21 protein-coding genes are annotated in these 20,930 nt (G+C 71.4%); 9 read left to right on the top strand and 12 right to left on the bottom strand.

All coding sequences use genetic code 11. From position 1 onward, the window contains the following. Positions 1 to 288 precede the first annotated feature (288 nt). The 6 genes from FB465_RS07140 (at position 289) to FB465_RS07115 (ending at position 6,942) form a co-directional block, all read left to right on the top strand. On the top strand, positions 289 to 2,460 hold the full coding sequence (locus tag FB465_RS07140) for an MMPL family transporter (protein ID WP_145788626.1): 2,172 nt from the start codon (positions 289 to 291) through the stop codon (positions 2,458 to 2,460). 311 nt (positions 2,461 to 2,771) lie between these two features. Then, positions 2,772 to 2,975: a cold-shock protein gene (locus FB465_RS07135; RefSeq protein WP_145788624.1), complete on the top strand. Its 204-nt coding sequence runs from the start codon at positions 2,772 to 2,774 to the stop codon at positions 2,973 to 2,975. Positions 2,976 to 3,175: 200 nt separating this feature from the next. Then, the gene (locus FB465_RS07130; RefSeq protein ID WP_145788622.1) at positions 3,176 to 4,846 is read left to right on the top strand and encodes a DEAD/DEAH box helicase; all 1,671 of its coding nucleotides are present in this window, start codon (positions 3,176 to 3,178) and stop codon (positions 4,844 to 4,846) included. Positions 4,847 to 5,028: 182 nt separating this feature from the next. Then, positions 5,029 to 5,355, top strand: a complete 327-nt coding sequence (locus FB465_RS07125; protein WP_145788620.1) for a hypothetical protein — start codon at positions 5,029 to 5,031, stop codon at positions 5,353 to 5,355. A gap of 73 nt (positions 5,356 to 5,428) precedes the next feature. Next, positions 5,429 to 6,319 carry a WXG100 family type VII secretion target gene (locus FB465_RS07120; protein WP_145788618.1) on the top strand — a complete coding sequence of 297 codons (891 nt, stop codon included), beginning with the start codon at positions 5,429 to 5,431 and terminating at the stop codon, positions 6,317 to 6,319. A gap of 17 nt (positions 6,320 to 6,336) precedes the next feature. Beyond that, on the top strand, positions 6,337 to 6,942 hold the full coding sequence (locus tag FB465_RS07115; protein WP_145788616.1) for a hypothetical protein: 606 nt from the start codon (positions 6,337 to 6,339) through the stop codon (positions 6,940 to 6,942). 5 nt (positions 6,943 to 6,947) lie between these two features. Here the strand turns inward: FB465_RS07115 and FB465_RS07110 are convergent, their stop codons facing one another. Continuing rightward, positions 6,948 to 7,778, bottom strand: coding sequence for a helix-turn-helix transcriptional regulator (locus tag FB465_RS07110; protein WP_145788615.1), 831 nt, complete (start codon positions 7,776 to 7,778; stop codon positions 6,948 to 6,950). Between the two features lie 112 nt (positions 7,779 to 7,890). Here FB465_RS07110 and FB465_RS07105 point away from each other — a divergent pair, with 112 nt between their 5' ends. Together FB465_RS07105 and FB465_RS07100 are read left to right on the top strand one after the other, a co-directional pair. Continuing rightward, on the top strand, positions 7,891 to 8,895 hold the full coding sequence (locus FB465_RS07105; protein ID WP_170290516.1) for a hypothetical protein: 1,005 nt from the start codon (positions 7,891 to 7,893) through the stop codon (positions 8,893 to 8,895). A gap of 109 nt (positions 8,896 to 9,004) precedes the next feature. Continuing rightward, positions 9,005 to 9,526 carry a hypothetical protein gene (locus FB465_RS07100; protein ID WP_145788611.1) on the top strand — a complete coding sequence of 174 codons (522 nt, stop codon included), beginning with the start codon at positions 9,005 to 9,007 and terminating at the stop codon, positions 9,524 to 9,526. On the opposite strand, the gene FB465_RS07095 is transcribed toward FB465_RS07100, so the two are convergent. From FB465_RS07095 to FB465_RS37685, 11 genes are all read right to left on the bottom strand, one after another. Continuing rightward, positions 9,523 to 10,320 (bottom strand): sirohydrochlorin chelatase, encoded by a 798-nt coding sequence (locus FB465_RS07095; RefSeq protein ID WP_145788609.1) that lies wholly within the window; start codon positions 10,318 to 10,320, stop codon positions 9,523 to 9,525. The genes FB465_RS07100 and FB465_RS07095 overlap by 4 nt on opposite strands. 11 nt (positions 10,321 to 10,331) lie before the next feature. Next, the gene (locus FB465_RS07090; protein WP_145788607.1) at positions 10,332 to 11,249 is read right to left on the bottom strand and encodes an ABC transporter permease; all 918 of its coding nucleotides are present in this window, start codon (positions 11,247 to 11,249) and stop codon (positions 10,332 to 10,334) included. Next, the gene (locus FB465_RS07085; protein ID WP_145797189.1) at positions 11,236 to 12,039 is read right to left on the bottom strand and encodes an ABC transporter ATP-binding protein; all 804 of its coding nucleotides are present in this window, start codon (positions 12,037 to 12,039) and stop codon (positions 11,236 to 11,238) included. The genes FB465_RS07090 and FB465_RS07085 overlap by 14 nt, the downstream gene beginning before the upstream one ends. A gap of 170 nt (positions 12,040 to 12,209) precedes the next feature. Further along, on the bottom strand, positions 12,210 to 13,379 hold the full coding sequence (locus FB465_RS07080; RefSeq protein WP_145788605.1) for an ABC transporter substrate-binding protein: 1,170 nt from the start codon (positions 13,377 to 13,379) through the stop codon (positions 12,210 to 12,212). Positions 13,380 to 13,599: 220 nt separating this feature from the next. Then, positions 13,600 to 14,949 (bottom strand): sulfate adenylyltransferase subunit 1, encoded by a 1,350-nt coding sequence (locus FB465_RS07070; protein ID WP_145788601.1) that lies wholly within the window; start codon positions 14,947 to 14,949, stop codon positions 13,600 to 13,602. Position 14,950: 1 nt separating this feature from the next. Further along, complete coding sequence (gene cysD / locus FB465_RS07065) at positions 14,951 to 15,889, bottom strand: sulfate adenylyltransferase subunit CysD (protein WP_145788599.1); 939 nt, start codon at positions 15,887 to 15,889, stop codon at positions 14,951 to 14,953. Beyond that, positions 15,886 to 16,467 carry an adenylyl-sulfate kinase gene (gene cysC / locus FB465_RS07060; protein WP_211785954.1) on the bottom strand — a complete coding sequence of 194 codons (582 nt, stop codon included), beginning with the start codon at positions 16,465 to 16,467 and terminating at the stop codon, positions 15,886 to 15,888. Before cysC ends, cysD begins: the two co-directional genes overlap by 4 nt. A gap of 56 nt (positions 16,468 to 16,523) precedes the next feature. Then, complete coding sequence (locus tag FB465_RS07055) at positions 16,524 to 17,219, bottom strand: phosphoadenylyl-sulfate reductase (protein WP_145788595.1); 696 nt, start codon at positions 17,217 to 17,219, stop codon at positions 16,524 to 16,526. Next, entirely contained in the window at positions 17,206 to 17,373 is a 168-nt protein-coding gene (locus tag FB465_RS07050) for an IS1 family transposase (RefSeq protein WP_145788593.1), read from the bottom strand. The genes FB465_RS07055 and FB465_RS07050 overlap by 14 nt, the downstream gene beginning before the upstream one ends. Next, on the bottom strand, positions 17,370 to 19,094 hold the full coding sequence (locus FB465_RS07045; protein WP_145788591.1) for a nitrite/sulfite reductase: 1,725 nt from the start codon (positions 19,092 to 19,094) through the stop codon (positions 17,370 to 17,372). The genes FB465_RS07050 and FB465_RS07045 overlap by 4 nt, the downstream gene beginning before the upstream one ends. Before the next feature lie 187 nt (positions 19,095 to 19,281). Beyond that, positions 19,282 to 19,365, bottom strand: coding sequence for a putative leader peptide (locus FB465_RS37685; RefSeq protein WP_310593185.1), 84 nt, complete (start codon positions 19,363 to 19,365; stop codon positions 19,282 to 19,284). Between the two features lie 204 nt (positions 19,366 to 19,569). Here FB465_RS37685 and FB465_RS07040 point away from each other — a divergent pair, with 204 nt between their 5' ends. Then, complete coding sequence (locus FB465_RS07040; protein ID WP_145788589.1) at positions 19,570 to 20,850, top strand: YihY/virulence factor BrkB family protein; 1,281 nt, start codon at positions 19,570 to 19,572, stop codon at positions 20,848 to 20,850. The last annotated feature ends 80 nt before the right edge of the window (positions 20,851 to 20,930 follow it).

Raw genomic sequence — 20,930 nt, 5'->3', positions numbered from 1 at the left:
TTGGGGTAGGCCGGAGATCCACCCTGAGGGGGAGGCGTCTCCACCCGGAGCACGAGGTGATCTGGCCTGCGCGCAGGTCAGGATGGACCGGGGCCCGAATCGCGGCCCCTAGGGGGCGCGTCCGACGGGGGTCCGCTTGCCGGGCGGCAAGTAGGTTCTCGTAGGATGCTGTTTCTTACTTACCTGCCGACCGGCTAAGAGCAGCGTGCTCTGCGCCGATCCTTGCCGTCGCCCGGCGTCCCGTCCCCCCAGGGCTGCGGTGAACCATGCCCAGGAGGCACAACGAGCATGTTCCACCGAATCGGACACTTCGTCGTCAAGCGGGCGTGGTGGGTGATCATCGCCTGGATCGTCGCCGCCGTCGCCATCATCGGCAGCGCGCCGAAGCTGGACGCGCAGACGGACGAGAGCAGCTTCCTGCCCCGCCACTACGAGTCCATCCAGGCCTCGCTGGTGCAGGAGAAGGCCTTCCCGGCCAACTTCACCCCCGCGGCCATGCTGCTCTTCGAGCGCACCGACGGCGGCAAGCTGACGGACGCCGACCAGGCCGCCATGAACAAGGTGGTCCAGGGCCTCACCGACAAGCACGTCGCGCTGGTCGAGAAGATCCTGCCGGTCAGCCCCCAGTCCACCTCCAAGGACGGGAAGTACGCGCTCTCCATGGTCGCCATGGAGAAGAACACCGCGCACAAGCCGGAGGCGGCCGACTCGGCCAAGCTGCTGCGCGACGACGCCAAGCAGCTGGCCGACGGCAGCAGCCTGAAGGTCCAGCTCGGCGGTCAGGCCGCGCAGAACCTGGACCAGAAGGACTCCTCCGAGCTTGCCAACGCGCTGATCGGCATCGGCACGATCGTGATCATCCTGCTCACGCTGGGGATCATCTTCCGCAGCCCGATCATCGCGCTGCTGCCGGTCCTGTCGATCTTCGTCTTCTCGATGGTCGCCAACGGCCTGATCGCGGACGCGAGCAAGGCCTTCGGCCTCAAGGCCGACTCCTCGGTCTCGGCGATCCTGATCATCGTGCTGTTCGGCGTCGGCACGGACTACTTCCTCTTCCTGATGTTCCGCTACCGCGAGCGGCTGCGGGCCGGTGACGACCGCAAGGAGGCCGTGGTCAACGCGGTCGGCCGGGTTGGTGAGGCGATCGCCTCGGCCGCCGGCGCGGTCATCGTGGCGTTCAGCGTGCTGGTGCTCTCCAGCCTCGGCATGTTCAAGGCGCTCGGCCCCTCGCTGGCCATCGCGGTCGCCGTCACCGCGATCGCGTCCGTCACCCTGGTGCCCGCGGTGCTCTCGCTGATCCCCGAGAAGGTGCTGTTCTGGCCCTCCAAGGCCTGGCAGCGCGAGCCTGAGAACGCCCGGTTCGCCGCGCTCGGCCGTACCGTCGAGCGTCGCCCGGCTCTCGTCGCGATCGTCTCCGGCGCCCTGATGCTCGCCCTGTCCTTCGCCGCGTTCGGCTACAAGGGCACCTTCGACCTCGCCTCCGGCTCGATGCCGAAGACTAAGGAGTCGATGGTCGTCCAGGACACCCTGATGACCGCCTTCTCGGCCGGCGCGGCCGACCCGAGCCACATCTACCTGACCACCACCGAGGGTGGCGCCAAGCTGGACGCCGCCGCGCTCGACGGCTACGCGTCCCAGCTGGGCAAGGTCGACGGCGTCGCCCAGGTCGTCCCCAAGCCGAACCTCAGCGCGGACGGCACGACGGCCGACTTCACCGTCATGCTCAAGGACGCCCCCGCCACCAACGCCGCCATCGACACCGTCGGCAAGCTGCGCACCGTCGCGCACGACGCGGCGCCGCAGGGCACCAAGGCGTACGTCGGCGGCATCACCTCCGTGTACAAGGACATCAACACCGCGATGGCCCGCGACTACTCGCTGGTCTTCCCGATCGCGGCGCTGCTGATCATGGTGATCCTCGGCCTGCTGCTGCGCAGCGTGGTGGCGCCCTGGTACCTGATGGCGGCGGTCGGCCTGGGCTTCGGCGCCACGATCGGTGCCACCAGCCTGCTCTTCCAGCAGGTGCAGGGCGAGGCCGGCCTGATGTTCATGCTGCCGATGTTCATCTACCTCTTCGTGGTGGCGATCGGCACCGACTACAACATCCTGATGATCGCCCGCCTGCGCGAGGAGGTGGCCGAGGGCCACAGCCCGCGCAAGGCGGCGCGGATGGCCATCCAGCACGGCGGTCCGACCGTCGCGGCGGCGGGCGCCATCCTGGCGGCCACCTTCGGCACCATGCTGCTCGCCGGGAACTCGCTGTTCAGCCAGATCGGCTTCTCGGTGGCGTTCGGTATCGCGGTCTCGGCCTTCGTGATGGCGCTGTTCTTCACCCCGGCCCTCACCGCGCTGCTCGGCCGCGCGGCCTGGTGGCCCGGTCACGGTGAGGTGGCCGGCCACGAGGCGGCCGCCCCGGTCGCGCTGCGGAAGGACGACCCGGAGCCGGCCGGCCGCCGCTGAGGCGACGGAGGGCCCGAGGGAGGATCCACGGACCCCTCCCTGGTCAGGGGGCATGCGGTGCTCGCGCCGCGTGCCCCCTTCTGCGCCCGGTCAAACAAAATGTGTCGAGGGAAACTTCTCCGATCATCGCGGGCCGGGCCGTGCTACAGTCGGAGCAGTTGCAGTTTTGGTTCCCATGAACGTTTGTGTGCGCCTGCTGGTACCAACCAACAGGCGCATTTGTTTTGTCCGGTGTTTTGTCTCCGGATGGGGATCGCGGCTACTTGGGGTCTACGAGGTGTGGGCCCCTTGCCCCAGAGAAGGAGACGGTTATGGCTACCGGCGTCGTGAAGTGGTTCAACAGCGAAAAGGGCTTCGGCTTCATCGAGCAGGAGGGTGGCGGCCCGGACGTGTTCGCCCACTACTCCAACATCCAGGCCAATGGCTTCCGTGAGCTCGTTGAGGGCCAGCACGTCGAGTTCGACGTGACCCAGGGCCAGAAGGGCCCGCAGGCCGAGAACATCCGCGTCATCTGAGTCCAGCTTCCGAGCTGAACTCGTAGCGCGAAGCGAGGGCCCGTACCGCACGGTGCGGGCCCTCGCCCATGCCGCCGAACGGCCGGGGCGGCGAACTTCCTCCTGTCGGCCGACCCTCCCCCAGCCTCTGGCCGGGGGTACCCCCAAGGTCCATCGCCACGGCTCAGCCGTGGCCGTCGGCCGATCAGGATGGAGAATCCATGACCAACCCTGCCCGCCCGCCGCGCAACCGCTCCGCCAACGGCGCAGTCAACCGCAGCCAGGGCTCCACCGGCCGCCCGCAGTCGGCCGGCCGTCCCCAGTCCGCCGGGAGCCGCGCCCAGGGCGGCGGCAGCCGCCGCGCCCCCCGGGCCCGTACGGCCGCGCCGCAGGCACCCGCCGACTTCACGGTCGTCGAGGGCACCCCGGCACGCCCGCCGGCCGCGAGCTTCGCCGAGCTGGAGATGCCCAAGGGCCTGCTCTCCGCGCTCACCCGGGAGGGCGTCACCGAGCCCTTCCCGATCCAGGCGGCCACCCTCCCCGACTCGATCGCCGGGCGCGACGTCCTCGGCCGCGGCCGTACCGGCTCCGGCAAGACCCTCGCCTTCGGCCTGTCGGTGCTGACCCGCACGGCCGGACAGCGGGCCGACGCCCGTCGCCCGCTGGCGCTCGTCCTGGTGCCGACCCGCGAGCTGGCCCAGCAGGTCACCGACGCCCTGACCCCGTACGCGACCGCCGTGAACCTGCGGATCGCCACGGTGGTCGGCGGTATGTCGATCACCCGGCAGGCCAACGCCGTGCGCCGTGGCGCCGAGGTACTGGTCGCCACCCCGGGCCGCCTGGACGACCTGATCAACCGTGGGGACGTCCACCTCGACCAGGTGAAGATCACCGTCCTCGACGAGGCCGACCAGATGGCCGACATGGGCTTCCTGCCGCAGGTCACCAAGCTGCTGGAGCAGGTCGCCGAGGGCGGGCAGCGGATGCTGTTCTCCGCGACGCTCGACCGCAACGTCGATCGCCTGGTCCGGCGCTTCCTGACCGACCCGGTGACGCATTCCGTCGACCCGTCGGCCGGCGCGGTCACCACCATGGACCACCACGTGCTCCAGCTGGAGGCGGCGGACAAGGCCTCGGTGGCGGCCCACATCGCCTCCCGCGAGGGCGGCGTGATCATGTTCGTGCACACCAAGCACGGCGCCGACCGGCTCGCCAAGCAGCTGCTCGCCACCGGCGTCCGGGCCGCGGCCCTGCACGGCGGCAAGTCCCAGCCGCAGCGCAACCGGACCCTCGACCAGTTCCGCGAGGGTCACGTCACCGCGCTGATCGCCACCAACGTCGCGGCCCGCGGTATCCACATCGACGGGCTCGACCTGGTCGTGAACATCGACCCGCCGATCGACCACAAGGACTACCTGCACCGCGGCGGCCGCACCGCCCGGGCCGGCGAGTCCGGCACGGTCGTCACCCTGGTGCTGCCCGAGCAGCGCCGTGAGGTCAGCCGGCTGATGACCACCGCCGGGATCCGCCCGACCACCACCAAGATCCGCCCCGGCGACGCCGAGCTGGCCCGGATCACCGGCGCCCGTACGCCCTCCGGCGTGGCCGTCACGGTCACGCCGCCCGTCACCGCCGTACCCGCGGCCGCTCCGGCGGGCAACGGCGCACCGCGCCGCCGCCCGGTCAAGCGCTCCGGGCTGCCGGCGGACGTCGACATCAACGGCAACGCCCGCCGGCCCCGCCCGAAGCAGCGCGTCGGCGCGGGTGCGGGCTCCGGCGGCGGCCGTACGGCGGCCGGCTTCCTCGGCAAGTCCTCGGGGTCCAAGCCCGGTTCCGGCTCCAAGAGCGGCTCCAACTATGGCACCGGACGTCAGCGCCGCAAGGCCGACTAGTCGCGCAGCGTTCACGTGAGGGGCATCGGACCGTCAGGTCCGGTGCCCCTCCGGCGTTCTCACGGGCCGTGAGTGGTAGCTTCTTGGTCCAGCCATGGGATTCATATGACCTGATCATTGCCTTGACCATGGATGGCTGTCGGATGCCGGCGCGGGAAGCGCCACGGGGAGAGGAACCTGCCATGTCAGGGGAGTACCGCGTCGATCCGGAGGCTCTGCGGCGATTCGCCCGGACCTCCGCCGAACGCTCGGACAAGCTGCGGGCGATACGCAGCGAGCTGGGCTCGCACATGCTGGCGCCGGACGCGTTCGGCAAGCTGCCCGAGTCGGCCGAGATCGGCCGCCACTACCAGGAGCGGGCCGAGGCCGCGCTCGACAACCTGACCTCGGCCGCAGACACCATGGAGCGGATCAACACGCACTCCGAGGACCTGGCCCGCTCCTACGAGCGCGCCGAGCAGGAGACCGCGGACTCCATGCGGACCATGATGGGGGGTCTTGGGGCGTGAGCGAGCGTAGCGAGCGAACCATCGGAAGGCGCGTGTTCCGCGAAGCGGCTGCGCAGCGAAGCGAGGCGGACGCATGAGCGGGCCGGTCTCGGGGGCCGTCGACGCCTACACCAAGATCAATGAGTGGATGAGCCCGATGGGCAGTGTGATCGACGAGATCATGCGCCCCATCGTCGAACCGCTCGCCGAACCCCTGGAGTTCGTCACCGGCGACCCGGAGGGCCTGACGGAGGCGGCCGAGCTGTGGCGTCGTCAGGCGCAGGCCCTGCGCGAGGTCGTGGCCGACCAGCGCCGCGACCGGGCCAACCTGGCGTACGACTGGCAGGGGGAGGCCGCCGACCACTACCAGCAGGAGCTAGCCGAGTACGAGACGGCCCTGGAGGCCGAGGCCGACGACATGGACCTCACGGCCGACCAGCTGGAGGAGGCCGCCGCCCAGTGCCGGGTCGCCCAGGACCTGGTCGAGACGGTCATCCGCGAGCTGATCGAGTGGGGCCTGATCACCCTGGCCGCCTCGCTGGCCTTCAGCGTCGTCACCGCCGGTATCTCGCTCGCCGCCGAGGCCGCCGCGGCTGCGGCGGAGGGTGCGATCGCGACCACCCGGATCGCCAACCTGGTCCGGAAGCTCGCCAGCGCGCTCAAGAAGATCGAGGAGGCGCTGAAGGCCCTCAAGGCGGTCTCCAAGCGGCCGCACCTCAACCCGAAGAAGCCGTGGACCTGGAACAAGCCGCTCGACGTCGAGGCCTACCTCGCCAAGAAGGGCACCAAGATGATCGGGAAGGCCGCCCTGCACGGCATCGGCCTGACCGGCGACCCGGTGGGGCAGACCGTCCAGCAGGCCGTCCAGGACGGGCTCGGCCTCGCCGCGGACGAGGCGGACAAGCGGATCGCCGGTAACCAGCACCACGAACCCGAGTTGAGCCCGGAGGAGCGCAAGCGGCGCTTCGACGCGGCCTTCGGCTGAACCAGGGGAGAGACACCATGCTGAACCGGGATCGGGAGATCGTCACACCCCTCCTCCAGCCGGGCGAGCTGCTCGCCGAGGCGGCCAACGTGAGCCTGGCGCCGGGCATCCCGCACCCGCCGCAGGAGCTGCTGACGCCTCGCCGGCCGAGCGCGCTGGAGCAGAAGATCGCCGGCCCGTTCAACTCGCTGCGCAAGGCGTACGCGGTGCTGAACCCGGTCTCCTCCGCCGTCGGGGCGGTCGAGGACCGGCTGATGAACGCCGTGCCGGACTCGGTCGTGCACGGCCAGGGCATGGGCGGCAGCTGGCAGAGCGCGGCCGGGCGGTTCGTGGTCCGGATGCACGATCAGGGCGCCAGTGCCTCCGGCCTGTTCGCGGTCACCGACCGGCGCGCGCTGATGGTCGTGGACCGAGCCAAGCTCTGGCAGCTGAGCGAGTCCAACGCGGTGCACTGGGAGGCCTCGCGCGCGGAGCTGGTCGAGGTCCGCCGCAACGCCAAGGGCGTCCTGCAGCGCGGGCGGCTGGACCTCGTCTTCGCCGACGGCTCCTGGGCGGGCATCGTCACCGGGCTGCCGGCGAACGCCGACCCGCTCGCGGCGGCCTTCGCCCACCGGCCGTACTGACGGCCCTACCCGATGGCCGGGGCCGGGGTGAGCCTGCGCAGGCGCGCCTCGGTCTCGGCGTCGCGCGGTGACAGCACCACCAGGTGCAGCTCGCCGGGCGCCTGCAGCACCACCTGATCGATCCTCAGCATGCCCAGGGTCTCGTGGTTCAGGTCCTTGGCGGTGCCGATGCGCTCCTGCACCTCGTGCTCGTCCAGCCAGCGGTCGGCGTCCGGGAACGCGGCGCGCAGCCGCTTGATCAGCCCGGCCAAGCTCTCACCACCCCGAGCTCCGTACGCGGCGCGCAGCTCGGCCACTGTCCGGCGGGCGTGCCGCTCCCAGTCCACCGTCCGCTCGCGATGAACCTTGTTGGCGAACACCACCCAGGCGAGATTGCAGTCCTCCTGCGACCAGTGCGAGAACTCGAACAGCGCCTCGGCGGCCGGATTCCACGCCCGGATGTCCCAGTCCGCGTCGATCAGGAACGCCGGAAAGGGCTCCTGGGCCTGCACCAGCCGCAGCAGCGGGGCCGGGACCTCGGGGGCCGCCGGGGGCTCGACCGGCAACGGCGCGCTGCCCGCCAGCCGGAACAGGTAGTCCGTCTCCGCCCGGTCCAGCCGCAGCGTACGGGCCAGACTGGCCAGCACCTCCGGCGAGGGGTTGATGTCGCGGCCCTGCTCGAGCCAGGTGTACCAGGTCACCCCGACCCCGGCGAGCAGCGCCAGCTCCTCCCGGCGCAGCCCCGGCGTCCGCCGTCGCACGCCCGGTGCCATACCGACCTCGGCCGGGGTCAGCCGGGCCCGGCGGGTGCGCAGGAAGTTCGACAACGCCTGCCTGCGGAGTTCCGTGCCGGCCATCTCTCGTCCCCCGTCCTGGTGTTCGGACTACCAGTATCGCCACGCACTGCTCCCGCCCGCGGCCGGCAGGGAGGCTGGGAGCACGGAATTCACCCGAGGGGATACGAAGATGATGAACCGTTCGATCCGCGGAGCCCTGCTCGCCGCGATCACCACCGCCCTGCTGGCCGGGAGCGTGCTGCCCGCCACCGCGGCGACCGGCTGCCGGTACCCGGAGGTGGTGGCCGGCCACGCCGACACCCTCCACCCGGAGGGCGCCACCTGGGACGCCGTGCACCACCGCTTCCTGGTCGGCTCACTGCGCCACGGCACCGTCTCGGTCGTCGCGCCCGACGGCAGCGCCGCCACGCTGGTGGACGACCCGGAGGTGCTGGTGTCCATCATCGGACTGCACGTCGACGCCGCACGCGGGCGGGTCCTGGTGGCCAACGCCGATCCCGGTGCGGGGCTGCGGACCTCGCCCGGGACCTTCCACCGGCTGGCCGGGGTCGGTGCGTACGACCTGGCCACCGGGCGGCGGCTGTTCTACGTCGACCTGGCGGCGGTCGCCGGTGACGGCGGCCAGCACTTTGCCAACGACCTCGCCTTCGGCCCGGACGGCACCGCGTACGTCACCGACTCCTTTGCGCCGGTGGTGTACCGGGTCGGCGTCGACGGGGCGGCCTCGGTGCTGCTCCGGGATGCCCGGCTGGCCGCGCCGGGCGGTGGATTCGGCCTCAACGGCATTGTGCGGCAGGGTGGTTGGCTGGTGCTGGGCAAGTACGACGACGGGACGCTCTGGCGGGTCCGGATCGCCAGGCCGACCGAGGTCTCGCAGGTCCGGGTGGCCACCGCTCCCGGCACGCTGACCGGCCTGGACGGCCTGCTGCGCCGCCCCGACGGCACCCTGCTCGGCGTGACCAACGAGCTCGGCGCGGCCGGGCACGACGCCGAGGTCGAGCTCCGCTCCGACGACGACTGGCGCACCGCCCGCCTCACCGCCGTCCACCCCTCACCCGACCAGGCCCCCACCGCCCTCACCCCGGGCCCGGCCGACACGACGTACCAGCTCTCCGGCCGTCTCGACCTGCTCTTCGCCGGCACCCCGAGCGACGCCTTCACCCTGCGTAGGGTGTGACTGCCATGGGAGTGTGCACCGAGGCCCCGCGCCCGGCGCGCACTCCCATCGGCGATCCGCCCTGCGTAGGGTGTGAGGCGGAAGCGGATGGTTCGACGGATGGGAACTGATGGACCTCGGTGCTCGGCTGGCCCTGCAGGAGGGCTGTCTGGACGAGCTGTTGGAGGCGCTGGGCCTGGAGTGGGCGGACTCCGCTGATCCGAGGATCGCCGCCTTCGCCGAGCGGCAGCCGCACTTCCCGCAGTACCACCGGATCGGGCACAAGCGGCAGTTGGTTGTGCAGCACGTGACCGGAAACCGTCCGCTGGTCGAGCAGCACTACGACCAGCTGGTCCGGGCGCTCGTCCACGACGAGGATCCGAGCTCGCCCCGCTGGCTCGCCGCCGCCCTGGTTCAGGCGGTGGGACGGCGACGCGTGCAGGAGAGTCTGGTCAGGGTGATGGAGGAGGGCACGCCGTACCAGCGGGCCTGTGCGGCGGGTGCCTGGAATTGGGTTCAGGCACCGCTCGAGTACGCGACCGAGGAGGACCTCCACGCCGGGCGACCGACCCGGGCGAGCCTCGCCGAGCGGGACGCCCTCGCCGACCTCGAAGCCCGCTACCGGGCCGCGCTGGACACCGGCTCCCGCTAGGCCGTCAGGGCAGGTGCGGCCGGGACCGCCACGCGGGCCTGGTCGTAGCGGTGGAGAAGCAGCTCGGCGATCTCCGGGGCCGCGCCGAGGACCGGGGCGAGGAGGTCCGCGGTGCCGGCCGAGGAGGCGATGCGGTCGGGGAGCAGGCCCGGGGCCAGCAGGTACGGCGCGACGGCGACGCGGCGGACACCTCGCGCCCGCAGGGCTGCGATGGCGTCGGGGACGTGCGGGGGAGTGGCCGAGGCGTACGCGACCTCGACGGCGGCCCAGCCGCGGGTGCGCTGCCACTCGGCCGCCACCGCCCGAGTCGCCGCGTTGGCGGCGCGGTCCGAGGATCCGGCCGCGGCCAGCACCACGCCCGTACGGGAGCGGACGGCGGCCGAGCCGACGTCGAGACCCGCCTCCGCCTCCGCCAGCCGCCGGTCGAGGGCATCGAGCAGCAGCGGGGACGGCCCGAGCACGTCCGCGAGAGGCAGGTCGGCGCCGGCCTCGCGAAGGGCGGCCGGGATGTCGCTCCTGGCGTGGAAGGCGCGACCGAGGAGAAGGGGGACGGCGACGGCGGGTGCGCCGTCGAGCCGGGAGACCACCTGGGGGATGCGCGGGGCGCAGTGGTCCAGGTAGGCGGTGGCGACCTCCAACGAGGGCCGGAGCGTACGGAGTTGGACGACCAGCGCGTCCACCGTGGCGGCGTGCCGGGGATCCCGGCTGCCGTGGGCGATCAGGAGCAGGGCAGGGCTGCCCGCACCCGCGGCGGTGCGGGTGGGTGCGGGTGCGGACAGCCGGCCGTCGTACATGTCGGGGATCCCTAGCGGTTGCCGGCCAGCAGGCCGCGGCTGCGCAGCACGCGGCGCTCCAGCGGCGAGAAGAACAGCAGGTCGATGGCCACGCCGACGAAGAGGATCAGGATGATGCCGAGCAGCACGCCGGACATGTCGGAGAACTCGCGCTGGTTCTCCAGGTACCGGCCGAGGCCGACACCGAGGTCCGGGGAGGCGGCGATGAGCTCGGCCGCCATCAGCGAGCGCCAGGAGAAGGCCCAGCCCTGCTTGAGGCCGGCGAGGTAGCCCGGCAGCGCGGCCGGCAGCAGGACGTGCCGGGCGCCCGACAGGCCGCTGGCGCCGAGGGTGCGGCCGGCCCGCAGGAACAGCGGCGGCACCTGGTCGATGCCGGAGATCAGGCCGTTGGCGATGGACGGGACGGCGCCCAGCAGGATCACCGCGTACATCGCCTGGTCGTTGATGCCGAGCCAGATGACGGCGGCGGGCACCCAGGCCACCGAGGGCAGCGACTGCAGGCCGGAGAGCACCGGACCGACGGCGGCCCGGATCGGCTTGACCCGGGCGACCAGCAGGCCGATCGGGGTGCCGATCACGACGGAGGCGGCGAAGCCGGACAGGCCGCGCCAGACGCTGGTCCAGATGATCGAGAAGAGCGTCCCGGCCTCCCAGAGGTCGGTCAGCGCGCCCCAGACGTCGGCGGGGCTGGGGAGCTTGTACTCGGAGGTCAGGTGGAGGCTGTACGCGGCCTGCCAGACCGCCACGACCAGGAGCAGGCCGAGGACGGGTGGCAGCACCTTCTGCCGCAGCACCTGGGTGATCGGGGTGCGCTGGATCTGGACGGCGTCCAGCGCGTCCAGGCCGGCCTCGACGCTCTTGAGGTCGGACTCGACGGGCGCGGTGGGGGCGGCCTTCTCCAGGCCGGGGACGGTGTCAGTGCTGGCCATGGCGGCGGATCTCCCCACGCAGTTCTTCGGTGATCTCGATGGACAGGTCCGCGACGCCGGCGGATTCGATGCGGCGCGGCTGCGGCAGGTCGATCCGCCACTCACGGGCGACCCGGCCGGGGCGGGAGGAGAGCAGCACCACGCGCTGGGCCAGCCGGACGGCTTCCCGCACGTTGTGCGTGACGAACAGGACGGCGAGCTTGCGCTCGGCCCAGATCCGGGTGATCTCGTCGTGCAGCACGTCGCGGGTGATGGCGTCGAGCGCGGCGAACGGCTCGTCCATCAGCAGCACGTTGCTGCCCTGGGCCAGCGAGCGGGCCAGGGCGACGCGCTGGCGCATGCCTCCGGACAGCTCGTGCACGCGCTTGCCGAACGCGCCGCCGAGGCGGACGAGTTCGAGCAGCCGCTCGGCCTCGGCGCGGCGCTCGGCCCGCGGGACGCCGGCCAGTCGCAGGGCGAGTTCGATGTTCTTGCCGGCCGTGAGCCACGGGAAGAGCGCGTGCTCCTGGAACATCAGCGCGGGGCGGGCACCGGGGACCTCGATGGTGCCGGCGGTGGGCTTGTCGAGCCCGGCGACCAGGTTGAGCAGGGTGGACTTGCCGCAGCCGGAGGCGCCGAGGAGGGTGACGAACTCACCGGGCGCGACGTCGAGGGAGATGTCGTCGAGCACGGCGGTGGCGGCGCCGGGGCGGCCGAAGGACTTGTGCACGTGCGAGAGCCGGACGGCGGGAGCGCCGTCCGTCGCCTCGACGCGGGGGGCGTCTTCCGAGGTGGTCAGTGCCGGGCTCATCCGGGCACCTCCTGCATGAGTGGTCATGGGCCCCTCCTGCCCGTTGGCGGGGAAGGAGGGAGAGGGTCGCGAGAAGCGGGAGCCGGGGTCCGGCCCCGCTCCGCCGTGTGATTGGGCATCGACCAAGGCGGGGCGGGGGCACGGACCACGGAGCTACTGGGTGCGGAGGGTCACTTGGCGCCGAGGCCGGCGTCCGCCACGGCGGCCTGGCCCTTCTCCTTGAGCACCTTGTTCAGCGGGGCGAGGTCGTAGATCCCGGCCAGGTTGGGCTTCTTGAGGAGCCCGGCGGTCACCGCGTGGTCGGCCTCGGCCTGCAGGGTGCCGGCCAGCGGGTCGTCCAGGAAGTCCAGGTCCGACCAGGCGAGGTCGAGCAGCGCGACGTCCAGGGCGTTGCCGGAGGCGTCCTTGATGGCGGCGTTGGCGTCGGCCTTGGCCTTGTCCGGGTTGGCCTTGATGAAGGCGTTGGTGTTCACCGAGCCGCGCAGCACGGCCTCCACCACGTCCGGGTGCTCCTTGAGGAACTTCTGCGAGACGATGATGTTGGTGATCACGAACTTGCTGTCCGGCCACAGGGTCTTCTCGTTGAGCAGCACCTTCGCGCCCAGCGTGACCAGCTTGGAGGCGGTCGGCTCGGGCACCCAGGCGCCGTCGATCGAGCCGGACTTGTAGGCGTCCGGGGTGACCTTGTTGTCCGTACGGACCACGGAGACGTCGCCGGCGCCGGACTGGGCGTCGACCTTGTAGCCCTTCTCGGCCAGGTAGTTCAGCAGCGCGACGTCCTGGGTGTTGCCGAGCTGCGGGGTGGCGATCTTCTTGCCCCTGAGGTCGTCCAGGGTCTTGATCTTGTCGGGGTTCACGACGAGCTTGACGCCGCCGGAGGCCGAACCGCCGATGATCTTGAGGGACTGCCCGTTGGACTTGGTGAAGCCGTTGATCGCCGGGGAGGGGCCGATCCAGCCGATGTCGATCGAGCCGGCGTTCAGCGCCTCGATCTCGGCCGGGCCCGCGTTGAAGACCTGGGTCTTGACCTGGGTGGCGCCGAGCTCCTTCTGGATCAGCCCCTCCTTGAGGCCGACCAGCGGGGTGCCGTGGGTCAGGTTGGCGAAGTAGCCGATCTTCACGGTGTCCGCGGAGAGCTTGGCCCCCGAGGCGTTGGTGGCGGCCACCGGGGCCGAGGAGGCCTTGTCGGTGCTCTTCGAGCCGTAGCCGCAGGCGCTGAGCAGGCTGACGGCGGTCAGACCGGCGATCGCGGCGACGGCGGACCGTCTGATCCGGCCGGAGCCGAGGCCCCTCGCGGTATAACGCAGCACGATGTGCGGGAAGGCCGAGTTCGGTGCCATGAGAGTCGTCCTGTTCATGGAAGGAAGGTGGTCTTGGCGGTGCTTGCGGCACGTGGAGTGCCGGGCAAGCCGGGCTGTCAGGGGAAGGACGGCCCGGTGACAGGGGATCAGCGCCCCTGTCGACCCACACATCGCGTCAGTCCGCCCTGGCCGCTGCCGAGGACGCCGCTGCCGATGCGGCCGCCTTCCTTGTCCATGCCCGAGAACGCCTCGCTGGGCATCAGACCCAGTCCTCCTCTAGGGGTTCAGTGGTGCGTACGGTCTCGAAGGACTCGCCCGCCATGCCGGCGGTGAGAGTCGTGCCGTCGGCCGGGTCGATCAGCAGGAAGGACCCGGTCCGGCGGTTGTCGGTGTAGTGGTCGAGCGCCAGCGGCTCGGCGGTGCGCAGGAGCACGTGGCCGATATCGTTGACCGACAGGCCGTCGGCGCCGGAGCGCTGCTCGAGCGAGTCGATGTCGATGCGGTACGTGATCTCCTTGACCAGCGCGCGCACGGTGCGGGTGGTGTGCTTGAGCAGCACCTTGTCCCCGACGCGCAGCGGGCGCTCGTGCAGGTGGCAGACGGTGGCGACGACGTCCTTGGTGGGCGTCGGGGCCTGGCCTGCCGCGATCAGGTCGCCGCGCGAGATGTCGATGTCCTCGGCGAGGCGGACGGTGATCGACTGGGGGGCCCAGGCGATGTCCGTCTCCTTGCCGAGCGCGTCGATGCCCGCGACGGTCGTGGTGTGGCCGGAGGGCAGCACGGTGACGGCGTCACCGGTGCGCAGCACCCCGGAGGCCAACTGGCCCGCGTAGCCCCGGTAGTCACGGTGCTCGCCGCTCTGCGGACGGATCACGTACTGGACCGGGAAGCGCGCCGGCTCCTCGCTGGGGTCGCTGCCGACCGGGACGGTCTCCAGGTGCTCCAGCAGGGTCGGGCCGCCGTACCAGTCCATGTGCGCGGACGGCTCGACCACGTTGTCACCGGCCAGCGCCGAGATCGGGATCGCGACGACGTCCTCGACACCGAGCGAGGCCGCGTAGGCGGTGAACTCGGCGGCGATGGCGGCGAAGACGGGCTCCGCGTACTCGACCAGGTCCATCTTGTTGACGGCCAGCACCAGGTGCGGGACGCGCAGCAGCGCGGCCACGGCGGCGTGGCGGCGGGTCTGCTCGACCACGCCGTTGCGGGCGTCGACCAGGACCACGGCCAGCTCGGCGGTGGAGGCGCCGGTCACCATGTTGCGGGTGTACTGCACGTGCCCCGGGGTGTCGGCGAGGATGAACCGCCGCCGCGGGGTGGCGAAGTAGCGGTACGCCACGTCGATGGTGATGCCCTGCTCGCGCTCGGCGCGCAGGCCGTCGGTGAGCAGCGCGAGGTCGGGGGCCTCCTGGCCGCGGTTGCGGGACGCGTGCTCGACCGCCTCCAGCTGGTCCGCGAGGACCGACTTGGAGTCGTGCAGCAGTCGCCCGACCAGGGTCGACTTGCCGTCGTCCACGGAACCGGCGGTGGCGAAGCGCAGCAGCGCGGTGGCGGAGGCCTCGCCGAAGGGGTTGTCGGCCGTCGAATCGGCCTGCAGATCAGTCGACATCTTAGAAGTACCCCTCGCGCTTACGGTCTTCCATGGCGGCCTCGGACATCTTGTCGTCCGCCCGGGTGGCGCCGCGCTCGGTGAGGCGGCTCGCGGCGATCTCGGTGATCACGTCGGCGATGGACACCGCGTCCGAGTCGACCGCGCCGGTGCAGGACATGTCCCCGACCGTGCGGTAGCGCACCAGGCGGCGCTCGACCGTCTCGGTCTCCTTGGGGCCGCCCCAGTCGCCGGCGGTCAGCCACATGCCGTTGCGGGCGAAGACGTCGCGCTCGTGGGCGTAGTAGATCTCGGGGAGCTCGATCTTCTCCCGCTCGATGTACTGCCACACGTCCAGCTCGGTCCAGTTGGACAGCGGGAAGACGCGCACGTGCTCGCCGACCGCGTGCTTGCCGTTGTAGAGGCTCCACAGCTCGGGGCGCTGGCGGCGCGGGTCCCAGGCGCCGAACTCGTCGCGCAGGGAGAAGACGCGCTCCTTGGCGCGGGCCTTCTCCTCGTCGCGGCGGCCGCCGCCGAAGACGGCGTCGAAACGGTTGGTCTCGATGGCGTCCAGCAGCGGGACGGTCTGCAGCGGGTTACGGGTGCCGTCGGGGCGCTCGCGCAGCCGGCCGTCGTCGATGAAGTCCTGGACGTGGGCCACGTGCAGGCGCAGGTTGTGCTCGGCCACCACGCGGTCGCGGTAGGCGATGACCTCGGGGAAGTTGTGCCCGGTGTCGACGTGCAGCAGCGAGAACGGCACCGGCGCGGGCCAGAAGGCCTTCAGCGCCAGGTGCAGCATGACGATGGAGTCTTTGCCGCCCGAGAACAGGATCACCGGACGCTCGAACTCGCCGGCCACCTCGCGGAAGATGTGCACCGACTCCGCCTCGAGGGCGTCCAGGTGCGACAGCGCGTAGGGGTTCTCCTGCGTGTCCAGGAGGGTGTGGGTCGCGGTCGTCATGCCAGGCCCCTTGTCGTCAGGAAGGCGTGCAGCTCGGCGGCGGAGTCGGCCACCGACCGGTTCTGGGTCTCGATGCGCAGCTCCGGGTTCTCCGGGGCCTCGTACGGGTCGTCCACGCCGGTCAGACCCGCGATCTCACCGGCCGCCTGCTTGGCGTACAGGCCCTTGACGTCACGCTCCGAGCAGACCTCGACCGGGGTCGCGACGTGGATCTCCAGGAACTCCGTGCCGGCCTCGGCGTGCCGGTCGCGGACCGCGGTGCGGGAGGCGGCGTAGGGGGCGATCACCGGGGCGAGCACCTTGACGCCGTTGGACGCGAGCTTCTCGGCCACGAAGCCGATCCGGGTCACGTTGGTGTGCCGGTCCTCCTGGCTGAACCCCAGCCCCTTGGACAGGAATTCACGGATCTCGTCACCGTCGAGGACCTCGACCTTGTGGCCCTCGGCCCGGAGTCGCTCGGCCAGGGCGAAGGCGAGGGTGGTCTTGCCCGCACTGGGCAGCCCGGTCAGCCACACGGTGGCGCCGCGCTCGCAGGGGGCGGCCGCGCGGGCCGCCTCTGCGGCTCCGTCGGCTGCCAACGTCTGAGCTGTGGTCACGGTGAAGTCTCCTGGTGGTACGGGTTGGTGGTGCGATGTCAGAGATGGATGCCGCACTCGGTCTTGCCCGAGCCGGCCCAGCGGCCCGCCCGTCCGCTCTCGCCCTCGCCGGGCTTGGCGGTGCAGGACAGCGGCGAGCAGCCGATGGACGTGTAGCCCTCCCACAGCAGCGGGTTGAGCAGTACGCCGTTGGCGGCGACGTACGCGTCCACGTCCTCCTGCGTCCAGCGGGCGATCGGGGCCAGCTTCACCTTGCGGCGCTTCGGGTCCCAGGACACCACGGGGGTGTTGGCCCGGGACGGCGACTCGTCGCGGCGCAGCCCGGTCGCCCAGGCGTCGTACCCGCCGAGGCCGCGGTTGAGCGGCTCGACCTTGCGGAGCGAGCAGCACAGGTCCGGGTCACGGTCGTGCAGGTTGGGCCCGTACTCGGCGTCCTGCTCGGCCACCGTCTGCAGCGGCTTGAGCGTGATGACGTTGACCGGCATCACCGCCGCCACCGCGTCCCGGGTGCCGATGGTCTCGGCGAAGTGGTAGCCGGTGTCCAGGAACACCACGTCTACGCCCGGGAAGACGGAGGAGGCGAGGTGCGCCACGACCGCGTCCTCCATCGAGGAGGTGACGCAGAAACGCTTGCCGAAATTGTCGGCGGCCCACTTCAGGATCTCCTGAGGGGTCGCCTCCTCCAGCTCGCGCCCGGCCGTGGTGGCCAGTGCCTCGTAGTCAGTCACGCTCATGTGCGGCTCCCCCCGATGACAGCAGGCCCAGGAACTTCAGCTGGAAGGCACGGCGGCAGCCGTGGCACTCCCAGGCACCGTGACCGGCCTCCGACGGACGCAGGTCCTCGTCGCCGCAGTACGGGCAGTGGAAAGGTGCGGCTCGCTCACTCACGACAGCGCCTCCTCACTGGCCCTGGCCGTCCACTGGGCGAAGCGCTCGCCCTCGTTCCGCTCGGCCTGGAAGCGCGTCAGCACCCGCTCCACGTAGTCCGGCAGGCCGTCCTTGGTGACCTTGAGCCCGCGGACCTTGCGGCCGAAGCCGGCCTCCAGGCCCAGCGCGCCACCGAGGTGCACCTGGTAGCCCTCGACCTGCTCGCCGTTCTCGTCGGTCACCAGCTGGCCCTTGAGACCGATGTCCGCGACCTGGATGCGGGCGCAGGCGTTCGGGCAGCCGTTGATGTTGATGGTGAGCGGCTCGGCGAAGTCCGGCAGGCGCTGCTCCAGCTCGTCGATGAGCGTACGGCCGCGCTCCTTGGTTTCGACGATGGCGAGCTTGCAGTACTCGATGCCGGTGCAGGCCATGGTGCCGCGGCGGAACGGGGACGGCGTGACCCGCAGGTCCAGCGCCTCCAGCCCGGCCACCAGCGACTCGACCCTGCTCTCCTCGATGTCGAGGATCAGCATCTTCTGCTCGGCGGTGGTACGAAGCCGGTCGCTGCCGTGCTCGGCGGCGAGCTCGGCGACCTGGCCGAGCAGCTTGCCGTCGACCCGGCCGACGCGCGGCGCGAAGCCGACGTAGAAGCGGCCGTCCTTCTGCCTGTGCACGCCGACGTGGTCGCGCCAGGTGCCGCTGGGCTCCTCGGGCGCGGGGCCGTCGATCAGCTGGTACTTGAGGTACTCGTCCTCCAGGACCTGGCGGAACTTCTCCACGCCCCAGTCGGCGACCAGGAACTTCAGCCGGGCGCGGTTGCGCAGGCGGCGGTAGCCGTAGTCGCGGAAGATGCCGATCACGCCACCGTAGACGTCCGCGACCTCGTCCAGCGGGACCCAGGCGCCCAGGCGCACGCCGAGCTTGGGGTTGGTGGAGAGACCGCCGCCGACCCAGAGGTCGAAGCCGGGGCCGTGCTCGGGGTGGACCACGCCGACGAAGGCGATGTCGTTGATCTCGTGCGCCACGTCCAGCAGCGGCGAGCCGGAGACCGCCGACTTGAACTTGCGCGGCAGGTTGGAGAAGTCCTTGTTGCCGATGAAGCGGCGCTGGATCTCGTCGATGGCCGGGGTGCCGTCGATGATCTCGTCCTCGGCGATGCCGGCCACCGGGGAGCCGAGGATGACACGCGGGGTGTCACCGCAGGCCTCGGTGGTGGACAGGCCGACGGCCTCCAGCTTCTGCCAGATCGCGGGGACGTCCTCGATCCGGATCCAGTGGTACTGGACGTTCTGGCGGTCGGTCAGGTCGGCGGTGTTGCGCGCGTACTGCTCGGAGACCTCGGCGATCGCCTTCAGCTGCGCCACCGTCAGGCGGCCGCCGTCGATCCGGACGCGCAGCATGAAGTACTCGGCGTCGAGCTCGTGCGGCTCGAGGATCGCGGTCTTGCCGCCGTCGATGCCTTCCTTGCGCTGGGTGTACAGACCCCACCAGCGCATCCGGCCGCGCAGGTCCGCCGGGTCGATCGAGTCGAAGCCGCGGTGGGCGTAGATGGTCTCAATGCGTGTCCGCACGTTGAGACCGTCGTCGTCCTTCTTGAACTGCTCGTTGGCGTTGAGCGGCGTGAAGTGGCCCATGCCCCACTGGCCCTCGCCGCGGTGGCGGGTCACCTTGCGGGCGGCGGCGGGACGGCGCGCGGCGGCGCTGTCGACCTGGGGCTCGACCGGTTCGGGAGTGGGGGCCATGGTGTCGTCCTTAAGCAGCTGGCTCTGTTGCGGGGTGCTGGGATCCCCGGGCGCGGACTGCTCTGACCTGCGGGGTTGCAGCAGGTGGCGAGAGAACAGTGACCCTGGCCTGGGGCGCCCGCGCATCCGCGTCGGCGGGGATGGCGAGGTGGTGGCGCCGGGTGCGGTGGTGGCGGCGGGGTGGGGCTCAGGTCACCGGACAGATGGCGCTGGACACGCGAAGGAGATCGACGTGAAGTCGACCTACTAGGGTGGTTCCGGCGCTTGGCATGGCTAGAGATTCGCACGACGAGCGACTCTCGGTCCACTAACGTCCGCATTCTGGACGATTGAGTATCGCCCTTCGAGATGACGGCCTGACCGCCCCTCATCTGCCAGGCCCGACGGCAACGGTCGGGGCACCTGCGGCGACCAGCGGCGGCCCGGTACGTGCGGGCGCGCGGGGGACCATCGCCGGGGCCGATACCGTAGGCATGTGCAAGCAGCAGGCAGTACACCACGCGAGACCCCGGGCCAGGCCGCCGAGCGTCCGTCCCGGCGCCGGGGCAAGGGCTCCCGGCGGGCCGCAAAGCGCGTCACCCTGCGGTCGACCGTGTGGGCACTGCTCAAGGACACCACCAACACCTGCGTCGAGTACCGCGTCACAGGGCTCGCCGCGGAGGCCGCGTTCTTCACCCTGCTGTCGATCCCGCCGCTGCTGCTCTGCCTGGCGGGCACCCTCGGCTACCTCGACGCCATCCTCGGCGCCGGCACCATCGAGCGGCTCAAGCAGGACATCGTCTCAGCAGCTGGGACGGTGCTCTCACCGAGCTCGATCGACCAGATCGTGCAGCCGCTGCTGACCGGCGTCTTCGACAACGGCCGGCCCGACCTGATCTCGATCGGCTTCCTGCTCTCGCTCTGGTCCGGCTCCCGGGCGCTCTACATCTTCATCGACACCATCACCGTGATGTACGGGCTCGACGGCAAGCGCGGCATCGTCAAGACCCGCCTGATGTCCCTCGGGCTCTACCTCGGCGCGCTGGTGATCGGCTCGCTCGTCCTGCCGCTGCTGGTGGCCGGCCCCGGCCTGGTGGTCTCCGCGCTGCCGAACTCGGCGGCCGTGGTCAGCGCGCTCTACTGGCCGGTGGCGATCCTGCTGCTGGTCGTCTTCCTCACCACCCTCTACCACGTGGCCGTCCCCGTCAGTACGCCCTGGCGCGAGGACATCCCGGGCGCGCTGGTCGCCCTCGGGGTCCTGGTGATCTGCAGCGTGCTGCTCCGGCTCTACCTGGTCAGCTCGGTCGAGGGCCCCTCGGTGTACGGGTCTCTGGCCGCGCCCGTCGCGGTGCTGCTGTGGATCGGCGTGGTGGCGCTCGCCGTGCTGATCGGCGCCGCGATGAACGCCGCCATAGACCGCCGCTGGCCCACCGTCGAGACGGCCGACGCCCGCGCCGAGAACGAGCGCGCCAGCGAGGAGGCCGCCGAGGCGGTGGTCCGCGAGGTCACCGCCCGCCGGGCCGTGGAGCGGGCTCGCCGCGCCCGCGAGCTCGGGCTGGCGGAGGGCGTCGAGGAGGAGTTCGACGAGGACGACGACGAGGGCCACGCACCCTCCGAGTACCCCGAGCGCTGGGCCGACATCCTGCCGCCAAGCAACGTGCGCGGCCGCCTGGGCTCGCGCGGCGCCCACCGCCGCCAGCCCCCGCCCCCGCCGGACAGCGACCGCCCGGCCCCGCCTCCCCGCTACCCGACCCGGGGGCCCTGGGACGGGCTGTAAGGCACGTGTGACCCTCGCCCGCGTCCTGTCGCCACGAGCCTGCCGAGAGGCGAGAGTGAGTGGTGGGACGGACCGCGTGG

This window comes from Kitasatospora atroaurantiaca, assembly GCF_007828955.1.
GTDB lineage: Bacteria > Actinomycetota > Actinomycetes > Streptomycetales > Streptomycetaceae > Kitasatospora > Kitasatospora atroaurantiaca.
Note: the sequence above shows the minus strand (reverse complement) of the source record. Positions and strands in the feature narration are given on the sequence as shown.